Source organism: Aestuariivirga sp. (assembly GCF_047602625.1).
Classification (GTDB): domain Bacteria; phylum Pseudomonadota; class Alphaproteobacteria; order Rhizobiales; family Aestuariivirgaceae; genus Aestuariivirga.
Genome location: NZ_JASGGV010000001.1, coordinates 325505 through 350163, shown reverse-complemented (window position 1 = coordinate 350163; position 24659 = coordinate 325505). Strand labels below are relative to the sequence as shown.

Below are 24659 nucleotides of genomic sequence, written 5' to 3'. Positions count from 1 at the left end.
ACAAACTGATGGGAGGATAATGACTTGTTTAGGTTAAGGGAGGGTTATCGCCCAAACCCTCCGTGCACGAACTATTCGACCACAACCGTATCGCCCACCTTCACCCGCTGATAAAGATCGATCACCTCGTCATTCATCATGCGGATGCAGCCGGACGACATGGCCTGGCCGATGCTCCAAGGCTGCGTGGTGCCGTGAATGCGATATTGCGTGTTGCCGATGTAGATGGCGCGCGCGCCCAGCGGATTGTCGAGGCCACCCGGCATATAGGCGGGAATAAAGTGGCCCTTGTCCGCCTCGCGGTCGATCATTTCCTGCGGCGGCCGCCAATCCGGCCATTCCGCCTTGCGCGAAACCTTGTTGGTGCCGGACCATTCAAAGCCCTCGCGCCCCACGCCGACATGATAGAGAATGGCCTGCCCGCCGGGCAGAACGTAATAGAGCTTCCGCTCTTCCGTCCTCACCACGATGGTGCCGGGCTGGTAAGGCCCCTCAAACACCACCGTCTGATGGGTCAGGGCATCATTGCTATCCTGGCCGAAGCTGAACAGCTGCCTTTTCTTCTGCGGGCTGTTCATGCCGCCGATCACCTGAAAGGCCTGCGGCGAAAACGTAATCTTGCCTGCCTGAACAGGCGTGGAAACCAGAACCGCCAAGGCGGTTCCGGCCATTACCAGAGAATAAACACGCATACGCATACCCACCTTGACGCGAAACCACACCGGCGTCACAGCGGGAAGGATGCTTCAGCGCGGTTAATCGCTGATTAAAGCTCAGCACCCTCGCCTTGCGGATGAAGCCGCTTCAGCAGCGCCTTCACGCCAAGCCTTGAAACCGGATGCCGCCAGTTGGGCGCGATCTCGGCCAAGGGCTTCAGCACGAAGATGCGCTCGGCGATCCCCGGATGCGGCAATCTTGGCCGCGCCAGCGGGCCCGTCACGCGGCCATCATAGTCGATCAGGTCGAGATCAAGCGTCCGCGGCCCCCAGCGCATGGCGCGGCGGCGTCCGGCCTGAAATTCAATGGCATGCAGGCGGTGCAGCAGGGCCTGCGGCGGCAAATGGCTTTGCACGATGGCGATGGCATTCACGAAAGGCGCCTGGTTCACGCGGCCAAATGGCGCGGTGAACAGCAGGCGGGATGCCTTGAGCAGCCGCAGCGGCCCCTTGTTCAATTCGGCAAGCGCATGCTCCACTGTCTGGCTGGGGTTTCCCCAAGGTCCGGCGCGGTTGCTGCCAAGGGCGACGACGATCATGTTTTTGCTTGAGCCTCTTTCAGCGCCCGACTAGAACCCCCTCCATTACCTGTTCTGGAGATTTTAGCGATGCAGTTTTATCCCGATGAGCGCGTGGCCCTTTTTATTGACGGCGCAAATCTTTACGGAACCGCCAAGACGCTGGGCTTCGATATCGATTACAAGCGCCTGCTCGGCTTCTTCCGCAAGCGCGCCCGCCTGATCCGCGCCATTTATTATACAGCCCTGCTGGACGACGCCGAATATTCGCCGATCAAGCCGCTGATCGACTGGCTTGATTACAATGGCTATCGCGTGGTCACGAAGCCCGCCAAGGAATTCACGGATTCGATGGGCCGCCGCCGCGTGAAAGGCAACATGGATGTCGAACTTGCCATCGACGTGATGCAGCTTTCCGAAAATCTCGATCATATCGTGCTGTTCTCGGGCGATGGAGATTTCCGCTCGCTGGTGGCGGCGGTGCAGGCCAAGGGCCGTCGCGTCTCGGTCGTCTCCACCCTCACCACACGGCCCGCCATGATCGCCGACGAATTGCGCCGCCAGACCGATCAGTTCATCGACCTCGCCGATCTCCGCGATGAAATCGGCCGCGATCCGGTGGACCGTGAAGGCCGGAGCCGCGAGCGCAGCTATGCCTCATCGCCCGCCACGCCCAAGGAAAGCTTCGAGGATTTTGCCGACATCTGAACCGGGCCGCGATTGCCCGCTGTGCCCCAGGCTCGTGGCCTATCGCGAGTCCTTGCGGAAGGCTGAGCCCAACTGGTTCAATGCGCCGGTCCCCTCCTTCGGCGATCCCGATGCGGAATTGCTGATCGTGGGGCTGGCGCCCGGTGTCAAAGGCGCAAACCGCACAGGCCGGCCCTTCACCGGCGATTATGCGGGTAATCTTCTCTATGGCACGCTGGCGAAGTTCGGATTTTCAACCGGCACGTTTCGCGCCGATCCGCAGGACGGGCTTCAGCTCCGCAACGCGATGATCACCAATGCGGTGCGCTGCGTGCCGCCGCAGAACAAGCCCGAGCCTTCGGAGATCAGGCATTGCAACGGCTTCCTGGCGGCGAAGATTGCATCCCTGCCCCGTCTCCGCGCCATCGCCGTTCTTGGTCGGGTAGCGCATGACGCAACCGTCTCGGCGCTTGAACGCAAGCGCGCGCATTTCGCCTTCGGACATGGCGCTGCGCATGAGATGGGCGCAATCCGGCTATTCGACAGCTATCACTGCTCGCGTTATAACACCAACACGGGCGTGCTGACGGCCCCAATGTTTGAAAGCGTGTTCGCGGCGGTCCGCGCCTATCTCGGTTGAATCAGCGCCAGCGTTTCCGAGGCATCGGCTTCCGGCGTCTTGATGGGATAGCGCAGATGCCGGATGATGCCATCCTGCGCCACGATGGTGAGGCGCTGGATGTAATCGACGCCGCCGGTTTCAAACAGCGGCAGTCCCAGCCTTCCTGAAAATTTCCGCTGCGCATCGGAGAGCAGCCGGTAGCTCAGGCTGTTGCGCTTCACGAACTCCTGCTGCCACGGCGTATCCTGCAGGCTCAATCCAAACAGCTTCACGCCAAGTCTGCGGAATTCGCCGTAAACATCTGAATAGGCTAAAGCTTGTGGCGTCGAGCCGTGTGCTCCGGGAATGTCATCCCAGTGCGGTGGGTTGGCGTGGCCGGGCCTGCCCGTCCAGGGATAGCAGAAGATTACCGCCGGCCCCTGCAGCTTGGCGCCGTTCACCGCTGAACCCGAGGTGGCAGGCAGCTCCGCATCGGGAAGCCTCCTGCCGATGAGATGTTGCATCATCATCCCTTGTCCCTCAGAAGACGCGCTTTCTCGCGGTCCCAGCTGCGCTCCTTGATGGCGTCGCGCTTGTCGTGAAGTTTCTTGCCGCGCGCCAGGGCGATATCCACCTTGCAGCGCCCGCGGCCGTTGAAGAACATCTTGAGCGGCACGATGGTGAGATGCTCGCGCAACACGCCCGCCGCCAGCTTGTTGATCTCCTTCTTGTGCAGGAGAAGCTTGCGCGGCCGCTTGGGCTCATGGTTGAAGCGGTTAGCCTCGCGGTATTCCTGGATATTGGAATTGATGAGGTAGAGCTCGCCGTTCTTCATCGCCGCATAGGCTTCGGCCAGATTGGTGGTGCCGGTGCGCAGGGATTTCACCTCCGAGCCTTTCAGCTCGACGCCTGCCTCGAAGGTTTCGAGAATTTCATAGTCGTATCGGGCCCGGCGGTTATCGGAGATGACCTTGATGCCGTCCTGCCTGCGCGACGCCTTCGCGCCGCCCGCCTTTGAACTCATGTCAGTTCAAGAGCCCGGCATGGATCATCGCCTCGCGCACCGCCTTCTTGGTGCTCTCGCTCACCGGCACCATGGGCAGGCGCGCCTCCGGCTCGCAGAGGCCCAGCAGGCTCACGGCATATTTGACGGGACCTGGGCTCGTTTCCACGAACATCGCGTGATGCAGCGGCATCAGCCGGTCCTGCAGCTTGAGCGCGGAGGAGTAGTCGCCGCGCAGCGTCGCCTCCTGAAATTCCGAGCAAAGGCGCGGCGCCACGTTGGCGGTGACCGAGATGCAGCCCACGCCGCCGTGGGCGTTGAAGCCCAGTGCCGTTCCGTCCTCGCCCGAAAGCTGGATGAACTTTTCACCCGATACCAAACGCTGACGCGACGGACGCGTGAGATCGGCGGAGGCATCCTTGGTGCCGACGATGTTGGGGCAATCGGCGGCAAGCCTCGCCAGCGTTTCCACGCTGATGTTGGCCACCGTGCGCCCCGGCACGTTGTAGACAAGGATCGGAATGTCCACCGCATCGGCGATCGCCCGGAAATGCGCGTAGATGCCATCCTGGGTGGGCTTGTTGTAATAGGGAACCACGACGAGCGCCGCATCGGCGCCCGCTTCCTTGGCATGTTCGGTGTATTCGATGGCCTCGGCGGTCGAGTTCGAGCCCGTGCCGGCGATCACCGGAACGCGGCCCTTCGTCTCTTCCACGCAGATTTCAACGAGGCGCTTGTGTTCTTCCGGCGTCACGGTGGGGCTTTCGCCCGTGGTGCCGACGGGAACCAGCCCGTGGCTACCCTCGGCAATCTGCCAGTTCACGAATTTGCGGAACGCGGCTTCATCCACCTTGCCATTCTTGAACGGGGTGATGAGGGCAGGATTTGAACCGCGGAACGTCACGTTGAAAACTCCGGTAATCTCTTGGAAACCATGGGCGCATAATCTGGATGAGGCACGCGCCCCTCCAAACGGCGCGGCACCATAGACAATCACTCCCGCACCGGCAAGCGCCGATCCCGCGTGTTCCCCCAGGAGCCACAGGGTTGACGTATTTGGCAATTAGCGGGACTGGAAAGACGGGACGTGCAGGGTGAGTGGTGGAATGACGAGACGTGAATTTGCCCGCATGATGGTTCTGGGCCTTGCATCAACGACGGCGCTATCGCTGCCGCTCGGCATTTCGCTGAGCGCGCCAGCCATGGCCGCGCCGCAGCCCTCCGGCCTTGCCGTTCAGGCCGCCAAGCTGGCGCTCAAGGGCGATTTCGAGGGCGCCGGTTCCGCCGCCGAACGCTCGCGCGATGAAGCCGCCATCAAGCTTGTGGAACTGATCTTCCTCCGCGACCGGCCCAATGACGCGGGCTATGGCCGCATCATGGATTTCCTCAACGTCGCGCCCAAATGGCCGCTCACCGACAGCCTGATGAAGCGGGCCGAGCGCGCGCTCTACAACAACAACGACGGCGCTGACGTGGTGCTCCGGCACTTCGCCAACCGCACACCGATGACGGACGAAGGCAAGCTTGCCCTGGCCCGCGCCACGCTGGCCCGTGGTGACCGCGCGGGTGCCGACGCGCTGGTGCAGCAGGTGTGGTCCGATCCCGACATGGATGCCGATCTCGAGCGCAAGGCGGCTTCCGAATTCGGCTCGCTGATCGGCACTGAGGACAACAAGCGCCGCATGTGGGGCCTTGTCTTCGCGCAGGAAGGCAATGCGGCGGTGCGCATGTCGAAGCGCCTCGACAGCGGCTATCAGACGGCGGCCAAGGTGGCACAGCTGCTTCTGGCGCGTAGCAGCGGTGCCGACAAGGCCTATGCCAAGCTCCCCTCTTCGATGCGCGAACAGACGGCGATGAAATACGCGCTGGTCTATTTTTACCGCAAGCAGGAGAAATATTCCGCCGCCCGCAGCGTGCTGCTCACCATTCCTGCGGATGCGGGCGACCGTGACGCCATCTGGGTGGAGCGCCGCATCGTGGCCCGTCATTCGATCGGCGTCACGCATCCCGACAGTGCCAAGGCGGCCTATCAGATCGCCCGCGCCAATGGCTTCAAGGCCGGTGACGGCGCCATTGAAGGCGAGTTCCTCGCCGGCTGGATCGCGCTCCGCTACCTGAAAGACGCCAAGACGGGGCTCACGCATTTCAACCGGCTGGAAACTGTCGCCACCTCGCGCACCGAAAAGGCGCGCGCCAAATACTGGCAAGGCCGGGCGCTCGATGCGATGGGCAATAAGAGCGACGCCAAATCCGCCTATCGCGAGGCTTCGCAATATTCGACGATCTATTACGGCCAGCTGGCGCGTGAGAAGATCGGCCTGGGCCGGGTACCGGAGGAAATCAGTTCCGGCACGCCGAGCGCTGCCGCCATCTCCACCATCGACAATGACGAGGTAGTGCGCGCCTTCCGCATCATGGATCAGGCCGGCAGCCCCAAGGACCTCTACATGTTCCTCTCCGCCTTCGCGCAGCGCTTCAACTCGGTGGACGAGATGAACGCCGCGGCGCAGGCCGCTTATAATGTGGGCGGCGCCACCATGGCGGTGCGCCTTGCCAAGGCGGCGGGCATCCGCAACATCGACATCGATTCATGGAGCTACCCCATCCGGGCGCTGCCGGACTGGAAGCAGATCGGCAAGCCGGTGGAGAAGGCACTGGTCTTCGGCCTGGCGCGTCAGGAAAGCGAGTTCAACCCCACCGCCGGATCGAGCGTGGGCGCGCAGGGCCTGATGCAGATCATGCCGGGCACGGCAAAGCTCATCGCCAAGCAATATGGGCTGCCCTACCGCAACGGCATGCTGACCGGCGATCCGGCCTACAACGTAAAACTCGGCGCGGCGCATCTGGGCGATCTCGTGGATGATTTCGGCGGCTCCTATGTGCTGACCTTTGTGGCTTACAACGCCGGTCCACGCCGCTCGAAGGAATGGCTGGCCGAATATGGCGACCTCCGCACCGGCGAAGTTGACCCCATCGACTGGGTGGAATCGATTCCGTTCCAGGAGACGCGGCAATATGTGCAGAAGGTGATGCAGAACATCCATGTCTACCGCTCGCGCCTCGCTCCCAACACGGTCAGGCCGATGACGGCCGATCTGGCGCGCGGCTCTGCCAATGCGGTGGCTGTCTCCGATGAGCCCGGCGCCACCAAGGAAGCCGATTGCGGCGGCGGGTCGATCACCGACATGATCGCCGCGTGTAACTGAGCATGGCGCGTGACGTCTGGTACTCGAGTGCCGACGGGCTGAAGCTTTATGCGCGCGACGAAGGTCTGGAGGCCGGCGATGCTACGCCGGTTCTTTGCCTGCCCGGCCTGACGCGGAACTCCAAGGACTTCGAGAAGACACTCTCGTGGCTTCTCGCGGGAAAGCGCCGGGTAGTGAGTGCCGATTTTCGCGGACGCGGGCGCTCGGAATATGCCAGCAATCCCCTAACCTACCGCCCCGATGTTGAGATGGCCGATACGCTGGCGCTGATGGACCATCTGGGCATCGCCAGAGCCGCCATCATCGGCACGTCGCGCGGTGGCATCGTGGCGATGCTGATGGCCGCGCAAGCGAAGGACCGCCTGGCCGGCATCTGCCTCAACGACATCGGGCCGAAAATCGAGACAGCAGGATTGCTCCGTATACGGAGTTATCTCGGGGCCGACCCGAAATTCGCAAGCTGGGAGGATGCGGTGAAGGCGCTCAAATCAACCAATCCCGGATTCGAATCGCTCAGCAACGCCCAATGGCTGATATTCGCCAAGCGGGTGTTCGCGGAGAAAGATGGCGTGCCGCGCGCCGATTATGATGCACGGCTCACGGCAACCTTTCCGTCCGCGGAGGATATTTCAGCGGGAAAGGTGCCTGAGCTTTGGGGGCTTTACGATCTAATCGCGCCCCTGCCCCTGCTCATCCTGCGCGGCGCAAAATCCGATCTGCTGAGTGTGGAGACGGTTGCTGAAATGCAGCGGCACAATCCGCAAGCCCAAGCCGTTGAGGTTGCGGATCGCGGCCATGTGCCGTTTCTCGATGAACCGGAAGCCGTCGCGGCGATCCAGACTTGGCTCGCGCAGGTGGATCAGACCTAGCTCCGCCTCGTCCGCGTTCCCGATTCCGTGTCGCCGCTGCGGTTCTTGAGGCCGCCGGTGCCATAGAGGCGATGAAATTCCTCCATGCGCCCTTCGGCGAGCAGTTTCGCCTGCTCCACCCACTCCTCGCGCTCGATGCGGCCGTTGAAGCGCAAATGATCATCCACCCAGGCGATCTGTTCCGGCGTCCACGCGGCGATCTGGTCGAAGTGGAAGAAACCCAGCGTGTGCAGGATCGCTTCGTTCTTGGGGCCGACGCCGCTCAGCTGCTGCAGATTGTCGGGCTTGTCGGCGCGCGGTTTGGCAAGGCCCTGCGGGCGCTCCATGCGCAAGGGCATGACCGCCGCCGGCACCACATCGGCAACGCCGGGTTCGGGCGCTTTGATCGGTTCGGGCTGATAAACGGGAGCTGGAACAGGTTCGGGCTGCACGCGCGGCATTGGTGATGGCGTGGCCACTGCAGGCTCGTCAGCCGCGAACATGCGCCGCAACAGGGCGCTCAACAGGCAACCGATGAAATAGGCCAGCAGCACCCAGATCGCCAGTTCAAGCAGATAGTGACCGTTGAAATTGGCGTTCATGCGATGTCTCCCTTGGCGCTTTCCTCATCGGGGCGGTTGGTTACCCAGCCCACCCACAGGCCAATGGCCAGCGCCACGAGAATCCACACCCAGTTCTGCTGGATCACATACCAGCCGTCATGAAAGTTGAAGGGTTCATTCATGATCTGTCCCTCATTTCGCGATGCTGATGGTGACGCGGCGGTTCTTGCTGCGCGCGTCGGGTGTGCGTGCCGGATCGACGGGCTCGTTCTTGCCGTCGCCCGCCACCTCGAGGCGGCCGGGATCGACGCCATCCGCCGCCAGACGATCGGCCACGCGTTGCGCGCGCTCGATGCTGATGGCGACATTGTAGAGGCTGCCGCCGATATAGTCGGCATGGCCCGTCACCACCGCTTTCGTCTCGAGGCAGCGCTTGTCGGTGAGCAAGGCTGCATATTGCTTCAGCGCCACGTCATAGGACGAGTTCGATCACGCTGCTGTTGAAGGCAAACAGGATCGGGGCGGAATTGGTGAGCGTGTCCATCGCGCCCGCGCAGTCATAGGGCGGCTCGGGCGGCGGAGGTGGTGGAGGCGGCGCAGGAGGCTGCTTGATATAGATTTCCGCAGTGCTGCCATCGGTCGCCTCGCGGCCGTCATTGGCCGCCGTCTTGACGGTCACATCATAGATGCCGGGTGACAGCGGATTGAGAATCGCCAGCTTCCAGCTTCCCTTGCCGTCGGTGGAGATCGCCGTGTCCTTGCCCAGCGTGGCCGAGAGCTTCACGGCGGGAATGCCAACCGTGAGCATGGTCGCGTTGCCCTCGTCCCAGGTGCCGGTGATGCTCGTAGGACTGGTATCTCCCGCATAGGCATTGATGGTTGGCGGCTTCAATGCCGGAGGGGCCGGCGGGCGCGGCGGCGTGGGCGGCACGGTGCCCTTCACATAGATTTCCGCCGTGCTCTGATCTTTCGCCACCCGGCCGTCCTTGGCCGTCGCCGTCACCTCGACATCGTAGATGCCGGGCGGCAGAGCATTCGGAATGGCGTAGCTCCAGTTGCCCTTGCCGTCGCCGGTGAGAATCTTGCTCGCGCCCAGCGTATCCGACAGCTTGGCGCCCGGAATGGCAACGGTGAGCGACTGGCCGTTCACGTCATCCCAGGTGCCGGAGATGGAGCCGGGGCTATCGGCTCCCGCATAGGCATTGATGGTGGGCGCCTTGAACTCGGGGGCTGGCGGCGGGGCTGTCGGCGCGGCCTTCACCTCGATTTCATTGAGGCTGGCATCGCTGGCGCTCCTGCCATCCTTCGCCGTGCTGGTGACAACCACCTCATAAGTGCCCGGCGCCAGAAGTCCGGGCAGCACGTAGGTCCAGTTGCCCGCGCCGTCACTGGTGAGGCCTGAATCGCCGCCCAGCGTGGCGGTGAAATGAGCGCCCGGAATCGCCACGCTCAGCATGGTGGCATTGCCCTCGTCCCAGGTGCCCGAAATCGACGCCGGACTCGCCTCGCCCGAATAGGGAGCGACGGTCGGCACCTTCAGTTCGGATGGCGGTGTGGGCGTCGGCGGGGCTTCCGCCTCCTTGATGAAGATTTCAAACTTGGTCTGGTCTGACGACACGCGGCCATGCGAATCAATCGTGGTGACGGCCACATCGTAGCTGCCCGGCGGCAGCGGCTTGGCGAGCGCCAGCGTCCAGGCATCGCCCGAAGCAGTCAGAGCCTGATCCTTGCCCAGTTCGGCAGACAGGCTGGCGGCGGGTATGGCAACCTTAAGCTGCTTGGCGTTGGCCGAATCCCAATGGCCGGAAATCGACGGCGGGCTCTCGGTGCCTGCATAGAGCACGACCGTGGGTGTTCCCGGCCCCACCGCGTCGATGGTGATCGAATCTGTGGCGGCATTGGTGAGCGTTGTTCCCGCCGTGTCAGTCGAGGTCACGCGGATGGGATAGGAACCATCCTTCAGCGGCTCCGGCACGGTCAGCGTCCAGTTGCCGATGCCGTCCGATTTCAGCGCCTCATCCTTGCCCAGCACATAATTGGCAGCGCCCAGCGCCACCGACAGCGCGGAGGAGCCGATTTCCGACCATGTGCCGGTAATCACCGGCCGCGCCGAGGTGAAGTCCAGAGACGTCACGGTGGGGGCCTTCATGGGCGGCGGCGACGCGGGCACCACAACGGCGCCCTTGGCCGTGCTGGTGGTGGCATTTCCCACCTTGTCCTTCACCGTCACATCGAGATCATAGGTGCCGGGATCGAACTTGGTGTCCGGTGCGAAGGTGAATGTGCCCTTGCCATCGGAGGTGAGTGCTGCATCCTTGCCGAGCTGCCAGAGCTTTCCGGCCAGTCCGATCACCAGCGAGACGGCATCGCCTTCCGGCCAGTTGCCGGTAATTTTCACCTGACCATTGTCAACCGCGATATTGCCCAGCGCCGGGGTGGCAGGAGGCTTTGTATCCACCAAAAGATGGCCCGGAGTGGCCGTCTTGGCGCTGCGGCCATATTTGTCTCCCACTTCCACGCCCACATCCAGCGTGCCGTTGGGAATCGGCGCGGAAGGCGTCAGCGTCCAGTTATCGCCGTCCGTCTTGAGTTCGGGGGCTTTGCCCAACTCATAGACCGTGGGGCCAAGCGTCACCTTCAGCATATTGGCGATGGCCGAGGGCCAGGTGCCCTTGAGCGTGGGCGTTGGAGAGTTCGAATCGATATCGGCGACAGTCGGAGCCACCAGATCGGGGGGCGGCACGATATGCGCGGCAGACGCCACGGTACGGATGCCATAGGTGCCGGCCACCGCCTTTACAGCATCATCCAGCGCCTTCTGGCTCCAGGCGTCGCCGGAAACGGTCGCGTCCCGCCCTTGCACCTCAAGTTTCGCCCAATCCGCCCCGACGGACGCCAACGCGGCCGCGCCACGCTTCACCAGGTCGTCATGGACCCCTGCACTGTTGATCATCAGCGCGGCCACGAAGGGCAAAACGGCGACCGGAGAATACTGGATCCATTTCGAAGGCCGGAAAGGCATGCGCGAAAGTCCCCCTGCTTGCAAAACTTCCGCAGCCTCCGCGGAAGGCGTGTGAGTCGGGCCGGAAATTTCTTCTTGGAGCCAAAATTCCCTGCCGCCGCCAATTGTGTTAGCATAATGGATAGCGGCCTGACCACACTTCCCGGTCTCTGGTTACAATGCCTTAACCATCGATCTATGCCGTTGATTTACATAGGTAAATGAATGGTTAACGGGATCGGTTCAAGTGTGTGGCAATCCCGCCACATATGGCGAAATTCTGGCCGAAAGTGCCCGATCTGCGTTGACCTTAATCGGGATTACGGCGAGAACACCACTGTGCATGAACGACTCGTGCATCGCCTTCCAGGACCATTTGCAGGGGATGGGGGGGCTGCTCAACTCCAGAGACTCTTTAGGAGAAGAACAATGAAGATGATGAAACTGGCGCTCCTGGGTGGTGCAGCTCTCGCTGTGACTGCCGCTGGCGCTCAGGCCGATGATCTCAGCGCCCTCAAGGCCGAGATCGAAGCCCTGAACTCGCGCGTCGCGCAGCTCGAAGCCACTCCGTCGGTTCCGGCTGGTTACTCGCTGATGACCGTGACCACGGGTGACGCGACCGTCATTCCTGGCGGCGGCGACCTCAACGTAGACAAGGGTTCGGGCAAGAAGGCCACGATCATCAGCGTCCTCCCGACGGCTGATGCTCCGGCCACCACCACGATCGAGTGGTCTGGTTATGCCCGCGCTGCGGTTGTTTACAGCCACTACAAGTATTCTGACGGTGAAGACAGCTCGTCCAGCAAGGACCTGAGCGTTCCCGCCCGCTTGCAGATCAAGGTTGTTGGCAAGACCGACACCGCGGTTGGTGAAGTCGGCGCGTCCATCAAGCTGCGCGCAAACTTCAACGGCGAATACAACCCCGACGTCTACGCGAAGGAAGCGTGGGGCTGGTGGGCGATGACCCCCGAGCTGACGCTCGGTGGTGGTTACACCGGTTCGCTGGGCAACATCGGCTATGGCTATGATGGCGCCTGCAACTGCTACTACACGGACAATGCTGACGTTGAGCTGAACCCCGGCGATACCTCGCAGATCCGCTTGACCTACGCCACGGGCCCCTTCACCGCTGCAGTCGCTCTCGAAGACGCTTCGGGCGGCACGGGCGGCTTCTGGAGCGGCGACGCTGGCTTCTCTGGTAACACGGGCTCTGACGACAGCCTCGGCGTTGCCGGTGAAATCAAGTACACTGGCGATGTGTTCAACGGCGAGATCTCTGGCCTGTGGCGTAAAGCTGACGACTCCTACTCCAACGACACCTACGCGGTGGGTGCGGGCGGTGCTTTCGCTCTGGGTGACATGGCCACCATCTCGGCCGGCGCTCAGATCGGTAAGTATCGCAACGGAACGAAGTTCTGGCGCGCCAGCATCCTCGGCAGCGTGAATCTGTCTGACGCGGTGCATGCTGAAGTGGCTTACGGCCACACGCATCACACCTACTATGGTCAGGACGTGAACGCTGTTCTCGCCGGTATCTACTATGATCCGGTCAGCCAGCTCACCATCGGTCTTGAAGGTGAATGGTTCAAGAACAAGGGTGGCGACGTTGACGACGTGACGCACTACAGCGCCGACCTCGTGACGGTTTTCCGCTTCTAATCGAAGCTGAATATCTGTTGGGAATGGCCCGCTTCGGCGGGCCATTTCTTTTTTGGCGGCCACTCCCGTCTTGCTGCCGCCGTGTTTTGAACCTAAAGACTGTGTTTCAAGCAATTTGAGCGGGTGATTCAATTTGAAGAAGAGCGTTCTGGTGGTGCTGTCTGGATTGGCGCTGACGGGATGCGTTTCCACACCCGACGCCGATCTCGAAAGCCGCAACATCCAGGTTGACGAGAATGCCGTCCCCGCCTCTGCCGCAGCGCCTGCGGGCATCAGCGGCCTCGTCAGCGCCTCCGGCCCCAGCTATGTGACGCTGACCGTATCTGAATCGGATCAGAAATCCGGCACGCCCAGCAAGGATGCGCGGGCCGTGGCGCTCACTTCGGGCAGCGGCTTTATCGTCGATCCATCTGGCTATGTGATGACGGCCGCGCATGTGGCCGTGAAGCCCGGCTATACCGTGTCGGCGCGGGCCGCCAATGGCCGCATCTATTCCGGCACCGTGGTCGATGTTCTTCCCACCAACGACATGGCGCTCATCAAGCTGAAAGGGTTTTCGGGCAAGGCCGTCTCGCCCACGTCAAACCAGTGTGTGGTGCCCGGAAGCGTAGTCTATTCGCTCGGCAAGCCGCATGCGCAGGGCGACACGGCCCGCGTCGGCACGCTGCAGGCCATGCATTTCGGAAGGCCCGTCAGCTATGGGCAATTCGGTTATCCCGATGCCCTGGTGCTGCATCTGGGAACGCAGAAGGGTGAATCCGGCGGGCCGCTTTTCAACCAGCAGGGCCAGTTGATCGGCATGGTCGTCAGCACACTGACGGATTCCAATGGGAACTTGCTGAATCTCGCCCATGCGGTGCCTGCCCCTGCCCTCGCAGGCTTCCTGTGCAGCCATGTCAGCTGTTCGGCGCAGTGGACGGCGCTGGCGGCGAAACCAACATCGGCCTGCCCAAGCGGTTAACTGGCGGACGTCAGCGCCGCAAGATATTTCGCATAAGGCTTCCACCTGCCGATGGACTTGGCGTTGATCGGGCTCCGGATCTGCACATTGCTGAACGTCCGCACGGTATCCTTGCCTTCGTGGGGACTCAGGCACGCCTCTTCCCAAGGCAAGCCGAGGAATGAGAGCAGGCTTTCAATTGTCTCGCGCGGTTTAGTGACAAGCGTTTCATAGGAAACATCGAAGAAGCGCCCGGGCAACACCTTCTTCCAGTGATCCATCAGCTTCATATAGTGGGCGTAATAGGCGGCATAGTTTTCCGGCGCGTAGCTGTAACCATGCGACGGCGCCATGTCGTTCTGGAACGCCGATATGAAACTGTCCGCTGGATGGCGCATGCAGTGAATGAAACGCGCTTCCGGAAACAGGATGGCGATTTCCCCGATATGGCGGAAGTTGTGCGGCATCTTGTCGATCACGCATTTTTTGCCGGGCGCCAGATGCTCCGCAACACCGGCATAAATCGCCGCCAGGGCTTTCACCTTCGCTGGCCCCATTGCCGCCAGCCGCTCTCCCAATGCCGAAAATGGCCCCACACCACGCAGTTGAGCGGCCACATAGGTCATCGTTTCCAATTCGCCCATGCCCCCGGCTTCGCTGTGCCGGGAGATAATCTGCTCCACCAGTGTGGTGCCAGTCCGCGGAAGCCCAACCACGAACACGTATCGGTTTCCCGGCGTGCCATAGAGGCGGCCAAGGCTTTCAATCATGTTCTGTGAAAAAGTCGCAACACGAAGACCGGCATTGCGGCCAAAGCCCTCGATGTCGGTGGCCGATGCCGTCGTGCGCTTCGCCTGCGCAATGGCATCATATGCTGCGTCATAGTCCCCGCCTCTTTCAAGAATCGTTCCCTTGCTGAGGAGAAGCACGCGGCGATCCTTGGCCAGCAGGTCACGGCGCTGCAACTGTTCTTCGATGACGCGATAAACTTCGCCGCCCGCATCGGCGCGAGACAGCGCGGCAAGCTGCGCGATGAGTTGAGGCGCGTAATATCCGCTGGACAGGCCCCGCTCAATTTCAGTCTTGGCCTGCTCCGTTTCGCCCAGGCCAACCAGCGCTTCAATCAGGTCGAGCCTGATCGCTTCGCGCGCGCGTGGCGGTGCCTGTGTCTGTGCCTTGCCGAAAAATTCTATCGCCCGGCGGCCCTGGCCCGTGTCGAGGCAAAATTTTCCCAATTGCCAGGCCGTCGAGAAATTTCGCGGCGCGATGGCAAGCGCCCGCATCAAAAGCGGCTCGGCTTCCGTCACCCGCCCCATGCTGCGCAGCGCGCGCCCCAGATTGCCAAGATAGTCCGGGTTGTTTTTCTCGCCCTCCACCGCGCGGCGGAAATATGTTTCGGCTTCATCAAACAGGCCGGCAGCCAGCAGCACTTGGCCAAGCGCGTCATTCACATCGGCGCGGCGCGGATAGGCCTGCTGCAAATGCCGCGCGATTGTTTCCGCGCGCTCGAAAGCGCCCGCTTCCAGCGATTTGTAAATCGCGGCAAGCGTCTCCTGGATATTCGGCTTGGGTCCCGCCATTACGGAATGAGAATCGTCGTGCCGGTGGTGCGCCGGGCCTCCAGATCCTCATGCGCCTTCACGGCATCGGCCAGCGCGTAACGCTGGTTCACCGGAATCTTCACCTTGCCGGACTTGATCATCTCGATCAGGTCGTCCGCCGTCTCATGCAACTCCTCATCGCTCGCCGTATAGGACATCAGCGTCGGCCGCGTCACATAGAGCGAGCCCTTGGTGGAAAGAATGCCGAGGTCAAATGCCTTCACCGGGCCGGAGGCATTGCCGAAGCTCACCATCAGGCCGCGCGGCTTCAGGCAATCGAGCGAGGTCATGAAGGTCGCCTGCCCCACGCCGTCATAAACAACCGGCACGCCCTTGCCATTGGTGATGTCCTTCACCCGCGCCACCACATCCTCAGTCGAGGAATTGATGACCCAGGTGCAGCCCTGGTCCTTCGCCACCTGCATCTTGGAGTCGGAGCCCACGGTGCCGATCACCTTCACGCCCAAGGCCTTCGCCCACTGGCTGAGGATCTGGCCCACGCCGCCCGCCGCCGCGTGCAGCAGGATGGTTTCGCCGCGCTTCACCTTGTAAGTGGCGCGCAGCAGATAGCGCACTGTCATGCCCTTCAGCATCATCCCCGCCGCCGTTTCGTCCGAAATGGCCTTGGGAATTTTCACCATGCGGTTGGCGGGCAGGTTCCGCACCTCGGCGTAGGAGCCGATGGGGCCGGTGCCATAGGCGATGCGGTCACCCGGCTTGAAGCCCTTCACGCCGGGGCCGACCTCTTCCACCACGCCCGCCGCTTCAAGGCCGATGCCGGAGGGCAATGGCTGGGGATAGAGGCCTGAACGGTGATAGGTGTCGATATAGTTCAAGCCGATCGCCGTCTGCCGCACGCGAAGCTGGCCGGGGCCGGGCTTGGGAACATCCACATCCACAAGTTTCATCACCGAAGGGCCGCCCGTCTCGCTGAACTTGATCGCTTTCATGCTTGCACCTTTCCGAGGCTCGCGGCATTTTCCGCCGCAGTTCGTTTCAATAAGGGTGGTGCCCCAGAATGGCTTATGCCGTCAATACGGCCGTTTCACATGTCGAGGCTCCCCCCATTGCAGAGGCGCAGAAATGGGTGAAGCCCGGCCCCCGCAACCGCGATCTCCTGAACCTCTGCCAGGCGGTGCCCAGCTATCCCCCCGCCGACGCGCTGCAGGATGAGGTGGCGCGCGCCGCCCATGAGCCCGAGACCAGCCTCTATACACCCATTCGCGGCCTGCCCGCGCTCCGCGAGGCATTGGCCCATCACATGGCCGAAGACTACAAGGGCACCATCTCGGTTGAAGACGTGGCGATTACCGCGGGCTGCAATCAGGCCTTCGCGACGGCCGTGATGGCGGTGGCCAAGGCTGGCGACAACATCGTCGTGCCGCTGCCCTATTATTTCAACCACGCCATGTGGCTGGGCATGCTGGGAATCGAGCCCCGCTATATCTCCGCTTTTAGCGCTGAAGGCGCATGGCCCTCGGCTGAGGATGCGGCGGCGGTGATTGATGGCAAGACGCGCGCCATCCTGCTCTGCACGCCCAACAACCCGACGGGCGCCATCTATCCGCCGCAGGTGATCGCGGCGTTTTACGAACTGGCGCAGGCGCGCGGCATCGCCCTCATCATGGACGAGACCTACAAGGATTTCCGCCCCGACCCCGCGCCGCCGCACAATCTGTTCCAGCGACCGGACTGGCGCGAAACATTCGTTCAGCTTTACAGCTTCTCCAAGATTTTCGCGATGACGGGCTACCGCACGGGTTCCATCATCGCCGGCCCCGCTTTCATGGCGGAGGCGGACAAGATTCTCGACACCATGACCATTTGCCCGCCGCATATCTCGCAGCGCGCGGCGCTGTTTGGCCTGGGCCACCTCGACACGTGGAAGAACGGCAAGAAGGCGATGATGCTGGCCCGCACCGAAAAGCTGCGCGCGGCGTTGAAGCGCCCCGGCCTTAGCTTTGAGCTCGTGAGTTCCGGCGCCTATTTCGCCTATCTCCGCCATCCCTTCCGCGGCGAAGCCTCCAAGGCGGTGGCGATGCGGCTGGCGGCGGAGCATGACCTTCTCTGCCTGCCCGGCTCGATGTTCGGCCCCAACCAGGAAGACTACCTCCGCCTCGCCTTCGCCAATGTGGACCAGAGCCTGATGGAAGCGGTGGCTGAACGGCTGGCCGAGAGCCAGCCGAGAAGCTAGATTTCCGACAACTCCTTCAGCTCCCCCGCGCGTTCGATCACGTAGAAGCTGCCGTTGCGGCCCAGCACGCCTTCGCGCAGCAGGTCGTTGATGGCGCGGCTGGCGTTCTCGCGCGCGACACCCGCCATGCCGGCAATGTCGCTCTGGGTGATGCGGTGCGGCAGCACGATGCGGCTTTCGTCAAGGCGCACGCCCAACCCTTCAGCGAGGGAGGTAAAGGCCCGCGCCACCCGCCCGGCGACCGAGGCGGTGCTCTGCGCCACCGCGCTGTCATTGGTGCCGCGCAGGCGCTGGGCGAGAATGCGCAGGGCCTGCCGGTAAATCATCGGATTTGAATCGGCGAGCGTGTAGAAGGCCGTGCTGGTGAGATGCAGAAGGCTGCAATCACGCAGCGCCTGGATGGTGGCCGAGCGGGGCTGCTGGTCGATCAGCGAAATCTCGCCGATCAGCGCCCCCGGCCCCAGCATGGCCAGCAGGCGCTCCTGCCCGTCGCGGGCGATCACCGAGGCTTTCACCACGCCGCTTCGCACATAGTAGCAGCCATCGCCGCTGTCCCCTGCGTGGAACAGGGTTTCGCGCTGGTTCAGCGTCATCGGGATGGCGGCCGAGACAAAGGCCCGCCGCACCGCCCACGGCATCCTGCCGTAAATGTCCCCCGCCGTTGCATTGCCCCGCACCAACATGAATGTGACAAATATCACAATCAGCGGTGGAAGCCAATGATGGGTTGCCGCGTAAGACCTTAGCATTGCGTTACCGGCGTGTCGCAATTCCGTCATCCCATCTTCATTTGGGCCTAATTTTCGGGCATAGCGTTTTCCCCATGAACACGCCCCCTCGTGTGCCGGCCGAGACCGGAGAGCTTTCGCGCGCCTGCCGCTTCTGCTTGGCGGCGCTGAATTTTGCCAAAGGCCCGCTGCTAAAGTTGGTGTTTGCCTATCTGTTGCTGCTGGGCGTCAGCGCCTTTCTTGGCCAGTGGACGCCGGAATTCCTGCAGGGGCGCACCATGTGGCACTTCTATCTCGCCCGCATGGTGATCCCGATGATCATGCTGGGCGTATTTGCCGCCTTCATCCGGCTGTTTCCAGCCAGTCTGCTGCTGGCCGCCAGCCTGTTGTTCATTGGCACCATCTCAGCCATCAAGCGTGACTCGACGGGCGAGCCGTTTCAAGTCAGTGATCTATTCCTCGCGGGGCAGAGCACGCATCTCCTTGGCTATGTGAGCTGGGACAGATGGCTGATGGGCGCGCTCATCATTCCGGCGGCGCTGTATGCCGCCGTATCGCTGCGCTTCCGGCGCTGGAGCATTCCGCTGTTCGCGGTGTGCGTGGGGCTGCTCTCAACTTACCGCTTCGAGTCCGTCGTCCAGTTCATGCATGTGAACGACTATTGGCTTGGCATACAGGATCTGCCGTTCAACCAGGCGGCCAGCGAACGGATGAACGGCATCGGCACGCACCTCTATTTCTCCAGCGCGGGCCTGAGGCTTCACAACTTCACTGACGATGAAGTGAAGACGGCGATGAACGCGCTGGATGGCGATCCGCCCACCATCGTCTCGCGTTCCGAGCCGCCGCCGGATGTGTTCATCATTTTGGGTGAAGCGTGGTGGCGCGATCCCTCTGATCCGCATTCCCCCATCGACACGCTGACGGCGGCGGGCTTTGCCGAGGCCAAGGGCATTTCGCCTGTTTATGGCGGCAACACGCCCAATTCGGAATTCGAGGTGCTGACCGGCATTCCCATCCACAGCATGAAATCGGGCATCATCCCCTATCAGCATTACGTGCAGTATTTCTCGCAAGCCTCGCGCGCCCTGCCGCGCATGATGACGGAGCTTGGTTATACGTCGCGCGCCTATCACAATTTCGACCCGCGCTTCTGGCTGAGGGACAAGGTCTATCCGCTCCTGGGCTTCGCCAGCTTCGACAGCCAGAACGACATGAAGCTCACCGTGCAACCCAATGGCTGGCCGCTCGATGCGGGGCTTTATGCCGACGTGCTGTCAAAACTCTCCGACGACAAGCCGCAGTTCGATTTCCTTGTCACCGTGCAGACGCATGGGCCTTTCGTGCCGGATGCGCAGGGCGACATGCTGAACGGCGAGGAAAATCCGGGCATGAGCGACTATCATAACCGCCTTGCCGGGGCGACGCAGGCGCTGGCCGATTTCGACCAGGCGCTGAAGAAGCGCGGCAAGCCCTATGTGCTGATCGTGTTCGGCGATCACCTGCCGGGCATCCGCGAGCATCAGACCAAGATCGGCATCAAGACAGACGACGATCCGCGCCTGCACCAGATTCCGGTGCTGATCTCCAGCAATTCGGAAGACATCAACGCCATCCGCGATTTCGATTGACGGCAAGCCGCTCTATTGCCTGACGCCGCTCGTCACCGACAAGCTCTCACTTGGTATCACCGACCGCTACATGCGCTATCTCACCAAGCATTGCGGCAGCGATGAACAGGTGGCGGTCAAGCCCGCCGAAGCGGTGATCCACAACCAGATTTTCTCCGCGCACCCGATCTGAAGCCGCTACGCCTTCTTCGGCGCGGCCTTGGGGAATTCGGCTTCCATGCGCTTCTCGAATTCCACGAGATCGGCGGGCAGCGGCTGGCCGGTGGCTTTCAACTCGCCCAGCATCTGTGCGATGCGCTCATAAAGCTCGTGCACATCCTCGGGCTGGGTGTTGATCTGGTTGATGAGCATCGCAAGCTGGGCCTGCAGGGATTCGAATGCCATGGCGCACTCCTGTTGCTGAGGCTCCGTTCTAGCCCTGCCCGTGCCGCACTGCAAACCGCCTTCTTCGCACCCGCACAGCGACCTACTTGCGAAGTTTAGTGATCTCGTATCTTGTAAACAAATCACTAAACATCGGAAGTCCCATGACCCTTCCTCTCGACACGCTCATCGGCACGGTTTCATCCCGCATCATTGCGTCCGCCGATGAACTGACAGCTCTTGATTCCGCCATTGGCGATGCCGACCATGGCCTCAACATGAAACGCGGCTTCGAAGCGGTGCTGGCCGACAGGGCGAAGATCTCAGCCCTGCCGCTGCCCGAGGCGCTGAAGGCCATCGGCACCACGCTGGTGATGAAGGTGGGCGGCGCATCGGGGCCGCTTTACGGCACCCTGTTCCTGACGCTCGCGAAGGAGCTTCCCGCCGATCCAACCGTGGCTGATGCGGCGCGGGCGCTCTCGGCCGCGGTGGACTCTCTCAAAGCGCGCGGTAAGTCGGATGTGGGGGCCAAGACGATGCTGGATGTGCTGTCGCCATTGGCCGTCCTCCTCGCCTCGGGCGGCGCCAGTTTTGAAACCGTAAAATCCTCCGTGGACGGATGGGCTGAGGCCACGGTACCGATGAAGGCAATACGCGGCCGCGCCTCGTTTCTGGGCGACAGGTCCATCGGACACATGGACCCCGGCGCCAGGTCCAGCGCCATCATGGTGCGGGCGGTTTGCGATGTTCTGGAGGGCACGGCATGAGCGGCAAGGTTGGCATCGTCATCGTCTCGCACTCGCCTGATGTGGCGAAGGGCGCGGCTGTCATGGTGCGCGGCATGGTGGGCGACGAAGTGCCGCTGGGCTTCTGCGGCGGTAATCCCGATGGCGGGCTTGGCACCAGCGTCGAGAAGATCATGGCGGCCATCGATGCCGCATGGTCGGATGCGGGCGTTGCCATCCTCGTCGATCTCGGCGGGGCTGAAACCAACAGCGAAATGGCGATCGAGATGATGCCGCCGGAGCGGCAATCGAAAATCGTCATCTGCAACGCGCCCATCGTGGAGGGCGCTGTGATGGCCGCAACGGAGGCGTGGGGTGGATCGTCCCTCGCAGATGTCAAGAAAACCGCCGAGGAGCTTTCCCCGCAATGAGCGAGCCAGTGACGGGGCATGTGGTTGTCAGGCATGAAACGGGCCTTCATGCGCGGCCTTCGGTGAAGCTCACAAAGGTTGCCAAGGGGTTTTCCTCAACCATCGAGATCGCCCGCGCGGCGGATGGGCCGTGGATCGACGCCAAGAGCATCGTGAAGGTGATGGCGCTGAAACTGCCGCAGCATGAAACGCTCTATCTCAGGGCCAGTGGCGCTGACGCGTTCAAGGCCGTGGCCGATCTGATCGCGCTGGTCGAACGCGACTTCGACGATGCGTGAAGCGAGAGGCACAGCGGCTTCTGGCGGCATCTTCTTGGGGCCGGTGCGGATGATCGGCGGCGCGGCGAACGCGCGCCGCACGGCCGGCACGGCGGCGGAAGAAGCGGCAGCGCTCAAAGACGCCATCGCAGAGTCCATCACCGCCATTCTGAATCTCGCGGAGCAAGTGGGCGGCGACGGCGCGGATGTGCTGGCCTTTCAGGCGGCGATGCTGGAGGATGACGAACTGAGCGCCCCCGCCTTCGCGGCCATTGCCAAAGGCGAGGCGGCGGACAAGGCGTGGCGCGCTGCGCTCGATCATAATATTGCGGAATACCAGTCAGCAGAGGATGAGGCCTTTCGCGCCCGTTCAGCCGATTTCACCGACATGCGCGACCGCGTGCTGCGCCACCTTGCGGGCGAAACGCACTCGACGCAGCAGCCGGGCGCGGTGCTGGCGGGCGACGACATTGCGCCCAGCCTGTTCCTCTCCACCGACTGGTCGGCGGGCGGGGCCATCGCGCTCTCACATGGAAGCCCTAACAGCCATGTGGCGATGCTGGCCCGGGCCCGCGGCATTCCCATGGTTACCGGGCTTGGGCCAATCAATTGCGCTGTGACGGCCGCCGTGAATGGCGAAACGGGCGTGGTGATCTTCGATCCGGCGCCTGATGACGCAGAACGGATTGAGGGCGATAAAGAGGCGCTGGCCACAACCACAGCGCGGGAAGCGGAATTTCTCCTCCGCCCTGCAATGCTGAAGAATGGCATGCGCATCGAGCTTCTTGTCAATCTTGCGGGCGTCGATGAAACAGATCATCTCGACGTGCGCTGCTGTGATGGCATCGGACTCATGCGCTCGGAATTTTTGTTCCGCGATGGCGCGCCGCTGCCGGATGAGGAGCAGCAATACCGCGCCTACCGCCGTTTCGTGGAATGGGCCCAAGGGCGGCCCGTCACCATCCGCACGCTCGACATCGGCGGCGACAAGCCGATTGCCGGTCTGACGCCCGATGGCGAGCACAATCCCTTCCTTGGCCTGCGCGGCGTGAGGCTCACCCTGGCGCGCCCTGATGTGTTCCGCACGCAGCTGCGGGCGCTGGCGCGGGCGGCATCGCATGGGCCGCTCAAGATCATGATCCCCATGGTCACGGTGCCGCAGGAGCTTTCCGCTTCGGCGCGTCTGCTCGACGAGTGCCTGGCCGAATTGGCGCGCGAGGGCATTGCCGCCGTACGCCCGCCGCTCGGCATCATGGTGGAGGTGCCTGCGGTGGCTATCGCGCCCGAGCCGTTTGGCGGCGCAGCGTTCTTTTCCATCGGCTCCAATGATCTCACGCAATATGTGACGGCCGCGTCGCGCGACGAGGCTTCGGTCGCCCCGCTCAACGATCCCGCCAATCCCGCCGTCATCCGGCTCATTGCTGATGTTGCGGAATTTGGCCGCGCACGGAACATTCCCGTCAGTCTGTGCGGCGATATGGCCAGCGCACCGCAGCATCTGAAAGCCCTGATCGCGGCTGGCCTCACCACCCTCTCCGTGGCCCCGGCGCGCGTGGCGCGCGTCAAGGCCGCGCTGGCGGAGATCTGAGATGGCGGGCGTCGCGGCCTACAAGCAGGTACTGGCGGAGGTGATCGCCAAGCGCCCCTCCGGCACCCGGCAGAGGCTTGCCACCGCGCTCTCCAAGAACCGCAGCTTCATCAGCCAGATCGGCAATCCGCTCTACCCCACGCCCATTCCGGCGGCGCATCTCGACACGATTTTCGAGGTCTGCCATTTTTCACCGGGCGAGCGGAAACAGTTTCTCTCGGCTTATGCGGCGGCGCATCCTTCGCGTCTCGAGGCTGTGCAGCCCGAACACCCTGCCCGCGCCATCGCCCTGCCCGATCTCGGCGATGATTTGCGGAATGCGAAGCTCCACACGCTCGTCACCACGCTGGTGCGCGACATTGCCCGCCTGATGGAAGAAACCCCGCCCAAGAGGAAACGCCCATGAAGAAACTCATCAACAGCATCGACAACGTTCTGGCTGAAAGCCTCGAGGGCTTTGCCGCCGCCCATGCCGACATTGTGGAACTGGGTCCGGAGCGCAAATTCGTGCGGCGGACATCCCTCAAGGCAGGCAAGCCCGCACTGATCTCGGGCGGCGGGTCCGGCCATGAGCCGCTGCATGCGGGCTTTGTGGGTTTCGGCATGCTGGATGCCGCCTGCCCCGGCCAGGTCTTCACGTCGCCCACGCCCGACCAGATGCTGGAAGCGGCGGAGGCTGTCGATACCGGCGGCGGCGTTCTGTTCATCGTCAAGAATTACGAAGGTGACGTCATGAACTTCGACATGGCGCGCGAGATGGCATCGGGCTCCGTCGCCACCGTGATCACCAATGACGATGTGGCGGTGGAGAATTCCTCCTACACCACGGGGCGGCGCGGCGTGGCGGGAACGCTTGTCGTGGAACGGATTGCCGGTGCTGCTGCGGAAGCAGGTGCCGATCTCGCGGCCCTGAAGGCGTTAGGAGATACAGTTAACTCAGCCACCCGTTCCATGGGCGTGGCGCTCACCAGTTGCACGGTGCCCGCCGCCGGCAAGCCCACCTTCGCCATTGCGGACGATGAAATGGAGATGGGCGTTGGCATTCATGGCGAGCCGGGGAGGCGGCGCGTGAAACTGATGTCCGCCGATGCCATCGCGGATGAAATGGTGGCCGCCATCGCGGGCGATCTCAATGGCACGGGTGAGGCACTTCTTCTCGTCAACGGCTTCGGCGGCACGCCGCTGATGGAGCTTTACCTGATGTATCACGCGGCGGCAGAGCGGCTGAAGGCGCGCGGCATCCGCGCCGTCCGCTCGCTGGTGGGCAATTACGTCACGTCGCTCGACATGGCGGGCTGCTCGCTCACCGTCACCATGCTGGACGGCAAGACGGCGGCCCTGTGGGATTCTCCCGTCCACACCCCCACCTTGCGGTGGGGCGTGTGAACAGGAAAGCCTT

Annotated in this window: 27 protein-coding genes; 14 read left to right on the top strand and 13 right to left on the bottom strand. The window is 62.6% G+C overall.

What is annotated here, in order from left to right; genetic code table 11:
• Window positions 1-71: 71 nt before the first annotated feature.
• Window positions 72-698 (bottom strand): L,D-transpeptidase, encoded by a 627-nt coding sequence (locus tag QM694_RS01805; RefSeq protein WP_415005238.1) that lies wholly within the window; start codon window positions 696-698, stop codon window positions 72-74.
• Window positions 699-766: 68 nt separating this feature from the next.
• Entirely contained in the window at window positions 767-1255 is a 489-nt protein-coding gene (folK, locus tag QM694_RS01800) for a 2-amino-4-hydroxy-6-hydroxymethyldihydropteridine diphosphokinase (RefSeq protein ID WP_415005237.1), read from the bottom strand.
• A gap of 69 nt (window positions 1256-1324) precedes the next feature.
• Here folK and QM694_RS01795 point away from each other — a divergent pair, with 69 nt between their 5' ends.
• Window positions 1325-1942 (top strand): NYN domain-containing protein, encoded by a 618-nt coding sequence (locus tag QM694_RS01795; protein ID WP_415005236.1) that lies wholly within the window; start codon window positions 1325-1327, stop codon window positions 1940-1942.
• Window positions 1887-2561 (top strand): uracil-DNA glycosylase, encoded by a 675-nt coding sequence (locus QM694_RS01790; RefSeq protein WP_415005235.1) that lies wholly within the window; start codon window positions 1887-1889, stop codon window positions 2559-2561. The genes QM694_RS01795 and QM694_RS01790 overlap by 56 nt, the downstream gene beginning before the upstream one ends.
• Here the strand turns inward: QM694_RS01790 and QM694_RS01785 are convergent.
• Genes QM694_RS01785 through dapA form a run of 3 tightly spaced genes read right to left on the bottom strand, consistent with a single transcriptional unit; the run spans window position 2549 to window position 4429 of the window.
• Window positions 2549-3049, bottom strand: coding sequence for a peroxiredoxin (locus QM694_RS01785; protein ID WP_415005234.1), 501 nt, complete (start codon window positions 3047-3049; stop codon window positions 2549-2551). The genes QM694_RS01790 and QM694_RS01785 overlap by 13 nt on opposite strands.
• Window positions 3049-3546: an SsrA-binding protein SmpB gene (gene smpB, locus QM694_RS01780; RefSeq protein WP_415005233.1), complete on the bottom strand. Its 498-nt coding sequence runs from the start codon at window positions 3544-3546 to the stop codon at window positions 3049-3051. Before smpB ends, QM694_RS01785 begins: the two co-directional genes overlap by 1 nt.
• Window position 3547: 1 nt before the next feature.
• A complete protein-coding gene (dapA, locus tag QM694_RS01775; protein ID WP_415005232.1) occupies window positions 3548-4429 on the bottom strand; it encodes a 4-hydroxy-tetrahydrodipicolinate synthase in 882 nt (293 codons plus the stop codon).
• Between the two features lie 202 nt (window positions 4430-4631).
• Between dapA and QM694_RS01770 the strand changes: the two genes are divergently transcribed.
• Both QM694_RS01770 and QM694_RS01765 read left to right on the top strand, forming a co-directional pair.
• Window positions 4632-6731 (top strand): transglycosylase SLT domain-containing protein, encoded by a 2100-nt coding sequence (locus QM694_RS01770; protein ID WP_415005231.1) that lies wholly within the window; start codon window positions 4632-4634, stop codon window positions 6729-6731.
• 2 nt (window positions 6732-6733) lie between these two features.
• Window positions 6734-7600: an alpha/beta fold hydrolase gene (locus QM694_RS01765; protein ID WP_415005230.1), complete on the top strand. Its 867-nt coding sequence runs from the start codon at window positions 6734-6736 to the stop codon at window positions 7598-7600.
• On the opposite strand, the gene QM694_RS01760 is transcribed toward QM694_RS01765, so the two are convergent.
• The 4 genes from QM694_RS01760 to QM694_RS01745 are packed head-to-tail and all read right to left on the bottom strand — an operon-like array spanning window position 7597 to window position 11164.
• Window positions 7597-8181, bottom strand: a complete 585-nt coding sequence (locus tag QM694_RS01760) for a hypothetical protein (RefSeq protein WP_415005229.1) — start codon at window positions 8179-8181, stop codon at window positions 7597-7599. The genes QM694_RS01765 and QM694_RS01760 overlap by 4 nt on opposite strands.
• A complete protein-coding gene (locus tag QM694_RS01755) occupies window positions 8178-8324 on the bottom strand; it encodes a hypothetical protein (RefSeq protein ID WP_415005228.1) in 147 nt (48 codons plus the stop codon). Before QM694_RS01755 ends, QM694_RS01760 begins: the two co-directional genes overlap by 4 nt.
• Window positions 8325-8334: 10 nt before the next feature.
• Window positions 8335-8613, bottom strand: coding sequence for an OmpA family protein (locus tag QM694_RS01750; protein ID WP_415005227.1), 279 nt, complete (start codon window positions 8611-8613; stop codon window positions 8335-8337).
• A 1-nt stretch (window position 8614) separates the two neighbouring features.
• A complete protein-coding gene (locus tag QM694_RS01745; protein ID WP_415005226.1) occupies window positions 8615-11164 on the bottom strand; it encodes an Ig-like domain-containing protein in 2550 nt (849 codons plus the stop codon).
• Window positions 11165-11572: 408 nt separating this feature from the next.
• Between QM694_RS01745 and QM694_RS01740 the strand changes: the two genes are divergently transcribed.
• Complete coding sequence (locus QM694_RS01740; RefSeq protein ID WP_415005225.1) at window positions 11573-12802, top strand: hypothetical protein; 1230 nt, start codon at window positions 11573-11575, stop codon at window positions 12800-12802.
• Window positions 12803-12935: 133 nt separating this feature from the next.
• Window positions 12936-13763 (top strand): trypsin-like peptidase domain-containing protein, encoded by an 828-nt coding sequence (locus QM694_RS01735; RefSeq protein ID WP_415005224.1) that lies wholly within the window; start codon window positions 12936-12938, stop codon window positions 13761-13763.
• On the opposite strand, the gene QM694_RS01730 is transcribed toward QM694_RS01735, so the two are convergent.
• Window positions 13760-15322: a tetratricopeptide repeat-containing sulfotransferase family protein gene (locus QM694_RS01730; RefSeq protein WP_415005223.1), complete on the bottom strand. Its 1563-nt coding sequence runs from the start codon at window positions 15320-15322 to the stop codon at window positions 13760-13762. The two genes, QM694_RS01735 and QM694_RS01730, sit on opposite strands and share 4 nt — an antisense overlap.
• Window positions 15322-16293 carry a quinone oxidoreductase family protein gene (locus tag QM694_RS01725; protein WP_415005222.1) on the bottom strand — a complete coding sequence of 324 codons (972 nt, stop codon included), beginning with the start codon at window positions 16291-16293 and terminating at the stop codon, window positions 15322-15324. The genes QM694_RS01730 and QM694_RS01725 overlap by 1 nt, the downstream gene beginning before the upstream one ends.
• Window positions 16294-16361: 68 nt before the next feature.
• Here QM694_RS01725 and QM694_RS01720 point away from each other — a divergent pair, with 68 nt between their 5' ends.
• The gene (locus tag QM694_RS01720) at window positions 16362-17537 is read left to right on the top strand and encodes an aminotransferase (protein ID WP_415005221.1); all 1176 of its coding nucleotides are present in this window, start codon (window positions 16362-16364) and stop codon (window positions 17535-17537) included.
• Here QM694_RS01720 and QM694_RS01715 read toward each other — a convergent pair.
• Complete coding sequence (locus tag QM694_RS01715) at window positions 17534-18163, bottom strand: Crp/Fnr family transcriptional regulator (protein ID WP_415005220.1); 630 nt, start codon at window positions 18161-18163, stop codon at window positions 17534-17536. The genes QM694_RS01720 and QM694_RS01715 overlap by 4 nt on opposite strands.
• Before the next feature lie 197 nt (window positions 18164-18360).
• On the opposite strand from QM694_RS01715, the gene QM694_RS01710 reads away from it, so the two are divergent.
• On the top strand, window positions 18361-19896 hold the full coding sequence (locus tag QM694_RS01710) for an LTA synthase family protein (RefSeq protein ID WP_415005219.1): 1536 nt from the start codon (window positions 18361-18363) through the stop codon (window positions 19894-19896).
• Window positions 19897-20073: 177 nt separating this feature from the next.
• On the opposite strand, the gene QM694_RS01705 is transcribed toward QM694_RS01710, so the two are convergent.
• A complete protein-coding gene (locus tag QM694_RS01705) occupies window positions 20074-20280 on the bottom strand; it encodes a hypothetical protein (protein ID WP_415005218.1) in 207 nt (68 codons plus the stop codon).
• A gap of 143 nt (window positions 20281-20423) precedes the next feature.
• On the opposite strand from QM694_RS01705, the gene dhaL reads away from it, so the two are divergent.
• Genes dhaL through dhaK form a run of 6 tightly spaced genes read left to right on the top strand, consistent with a single transcriptional unit; the run spans window position 20424 to window position 24646 of the window.
• Window positions 20424-21026, top strand: a complete 603-nt coding sequence (gene dhaL, locus QM694_RS01700) for a dihydroxyacetone kinase subunit DhaL (protein ID WP_415005217.1) — start codon at window positions 20424-20426, stop codon at window positions 21024-21026.
• Window positions 21023-21415, top strand: coding sequence for a dihydroxyacetone kinase phosphoryl donor subunit DhaM (dhaM, locus tag QM694_RS01695; protein WP_415005216.1), 393 nt, complete (start codon window positions 21023-21025; stop codon window positions 21413-21415). The genes dhaL and dhaM overlap by 4 nt, the downstream gene beginning before the upstream one ends.
• Window positions 21412-21693, top strand: a complete 282-nt coding sequence (locus tag QM694_RS01690) for an HPr family phosphocarrier protein (RefSeq protein WP_415005215.1) — start codon at window positions 21412-21414, stop codon at window positions 21691-21693. Before dhaM ends, QM694_RS01690 begins: the two co-directional genes overlap by 4 nt.
• Window positions 21686-23260, top strand: coding sequence for a phosphoenolpyruvate--protein phosphotransferase (locus QM694_RS01685; RefSeq protein WP_415005214.1), 1575 nt, complete (start codon window positions 21686-21688; stop codon window positions 23258-23260). The genes QM694_RS01690 and QM694_RS01685 overlap by 8 nt, the downstream gene beginning before the upstream one ends.
• A gap of 1 nt (window position 23261) precedes the next feature.
• Window positions 23262-23666, top strand: coding sequence for a hypothetical protein (locus QM694_RS01680; RefSeq protein ID WP_415005213.1), 405 nt, complete (start codon window positions 23262-23264; stop codon window positions 23664-23666).
• Window positions 23663-24646, top strand: a complete 984-nt coding sequence (gene dhaK, locus QM694_RS01675; protein WP_415005212.1) for a dihydroxyacetone kinase subunit DhaK — start codon at window positions 23663-23665, stop codon at window positions 24644-24646. Before QM694_RS01680 ends, dhaK begins: the two co-directional genes overlap by 4 nt.
• Window positions 24647-24659: the final 13 nt, after the last annotated feature.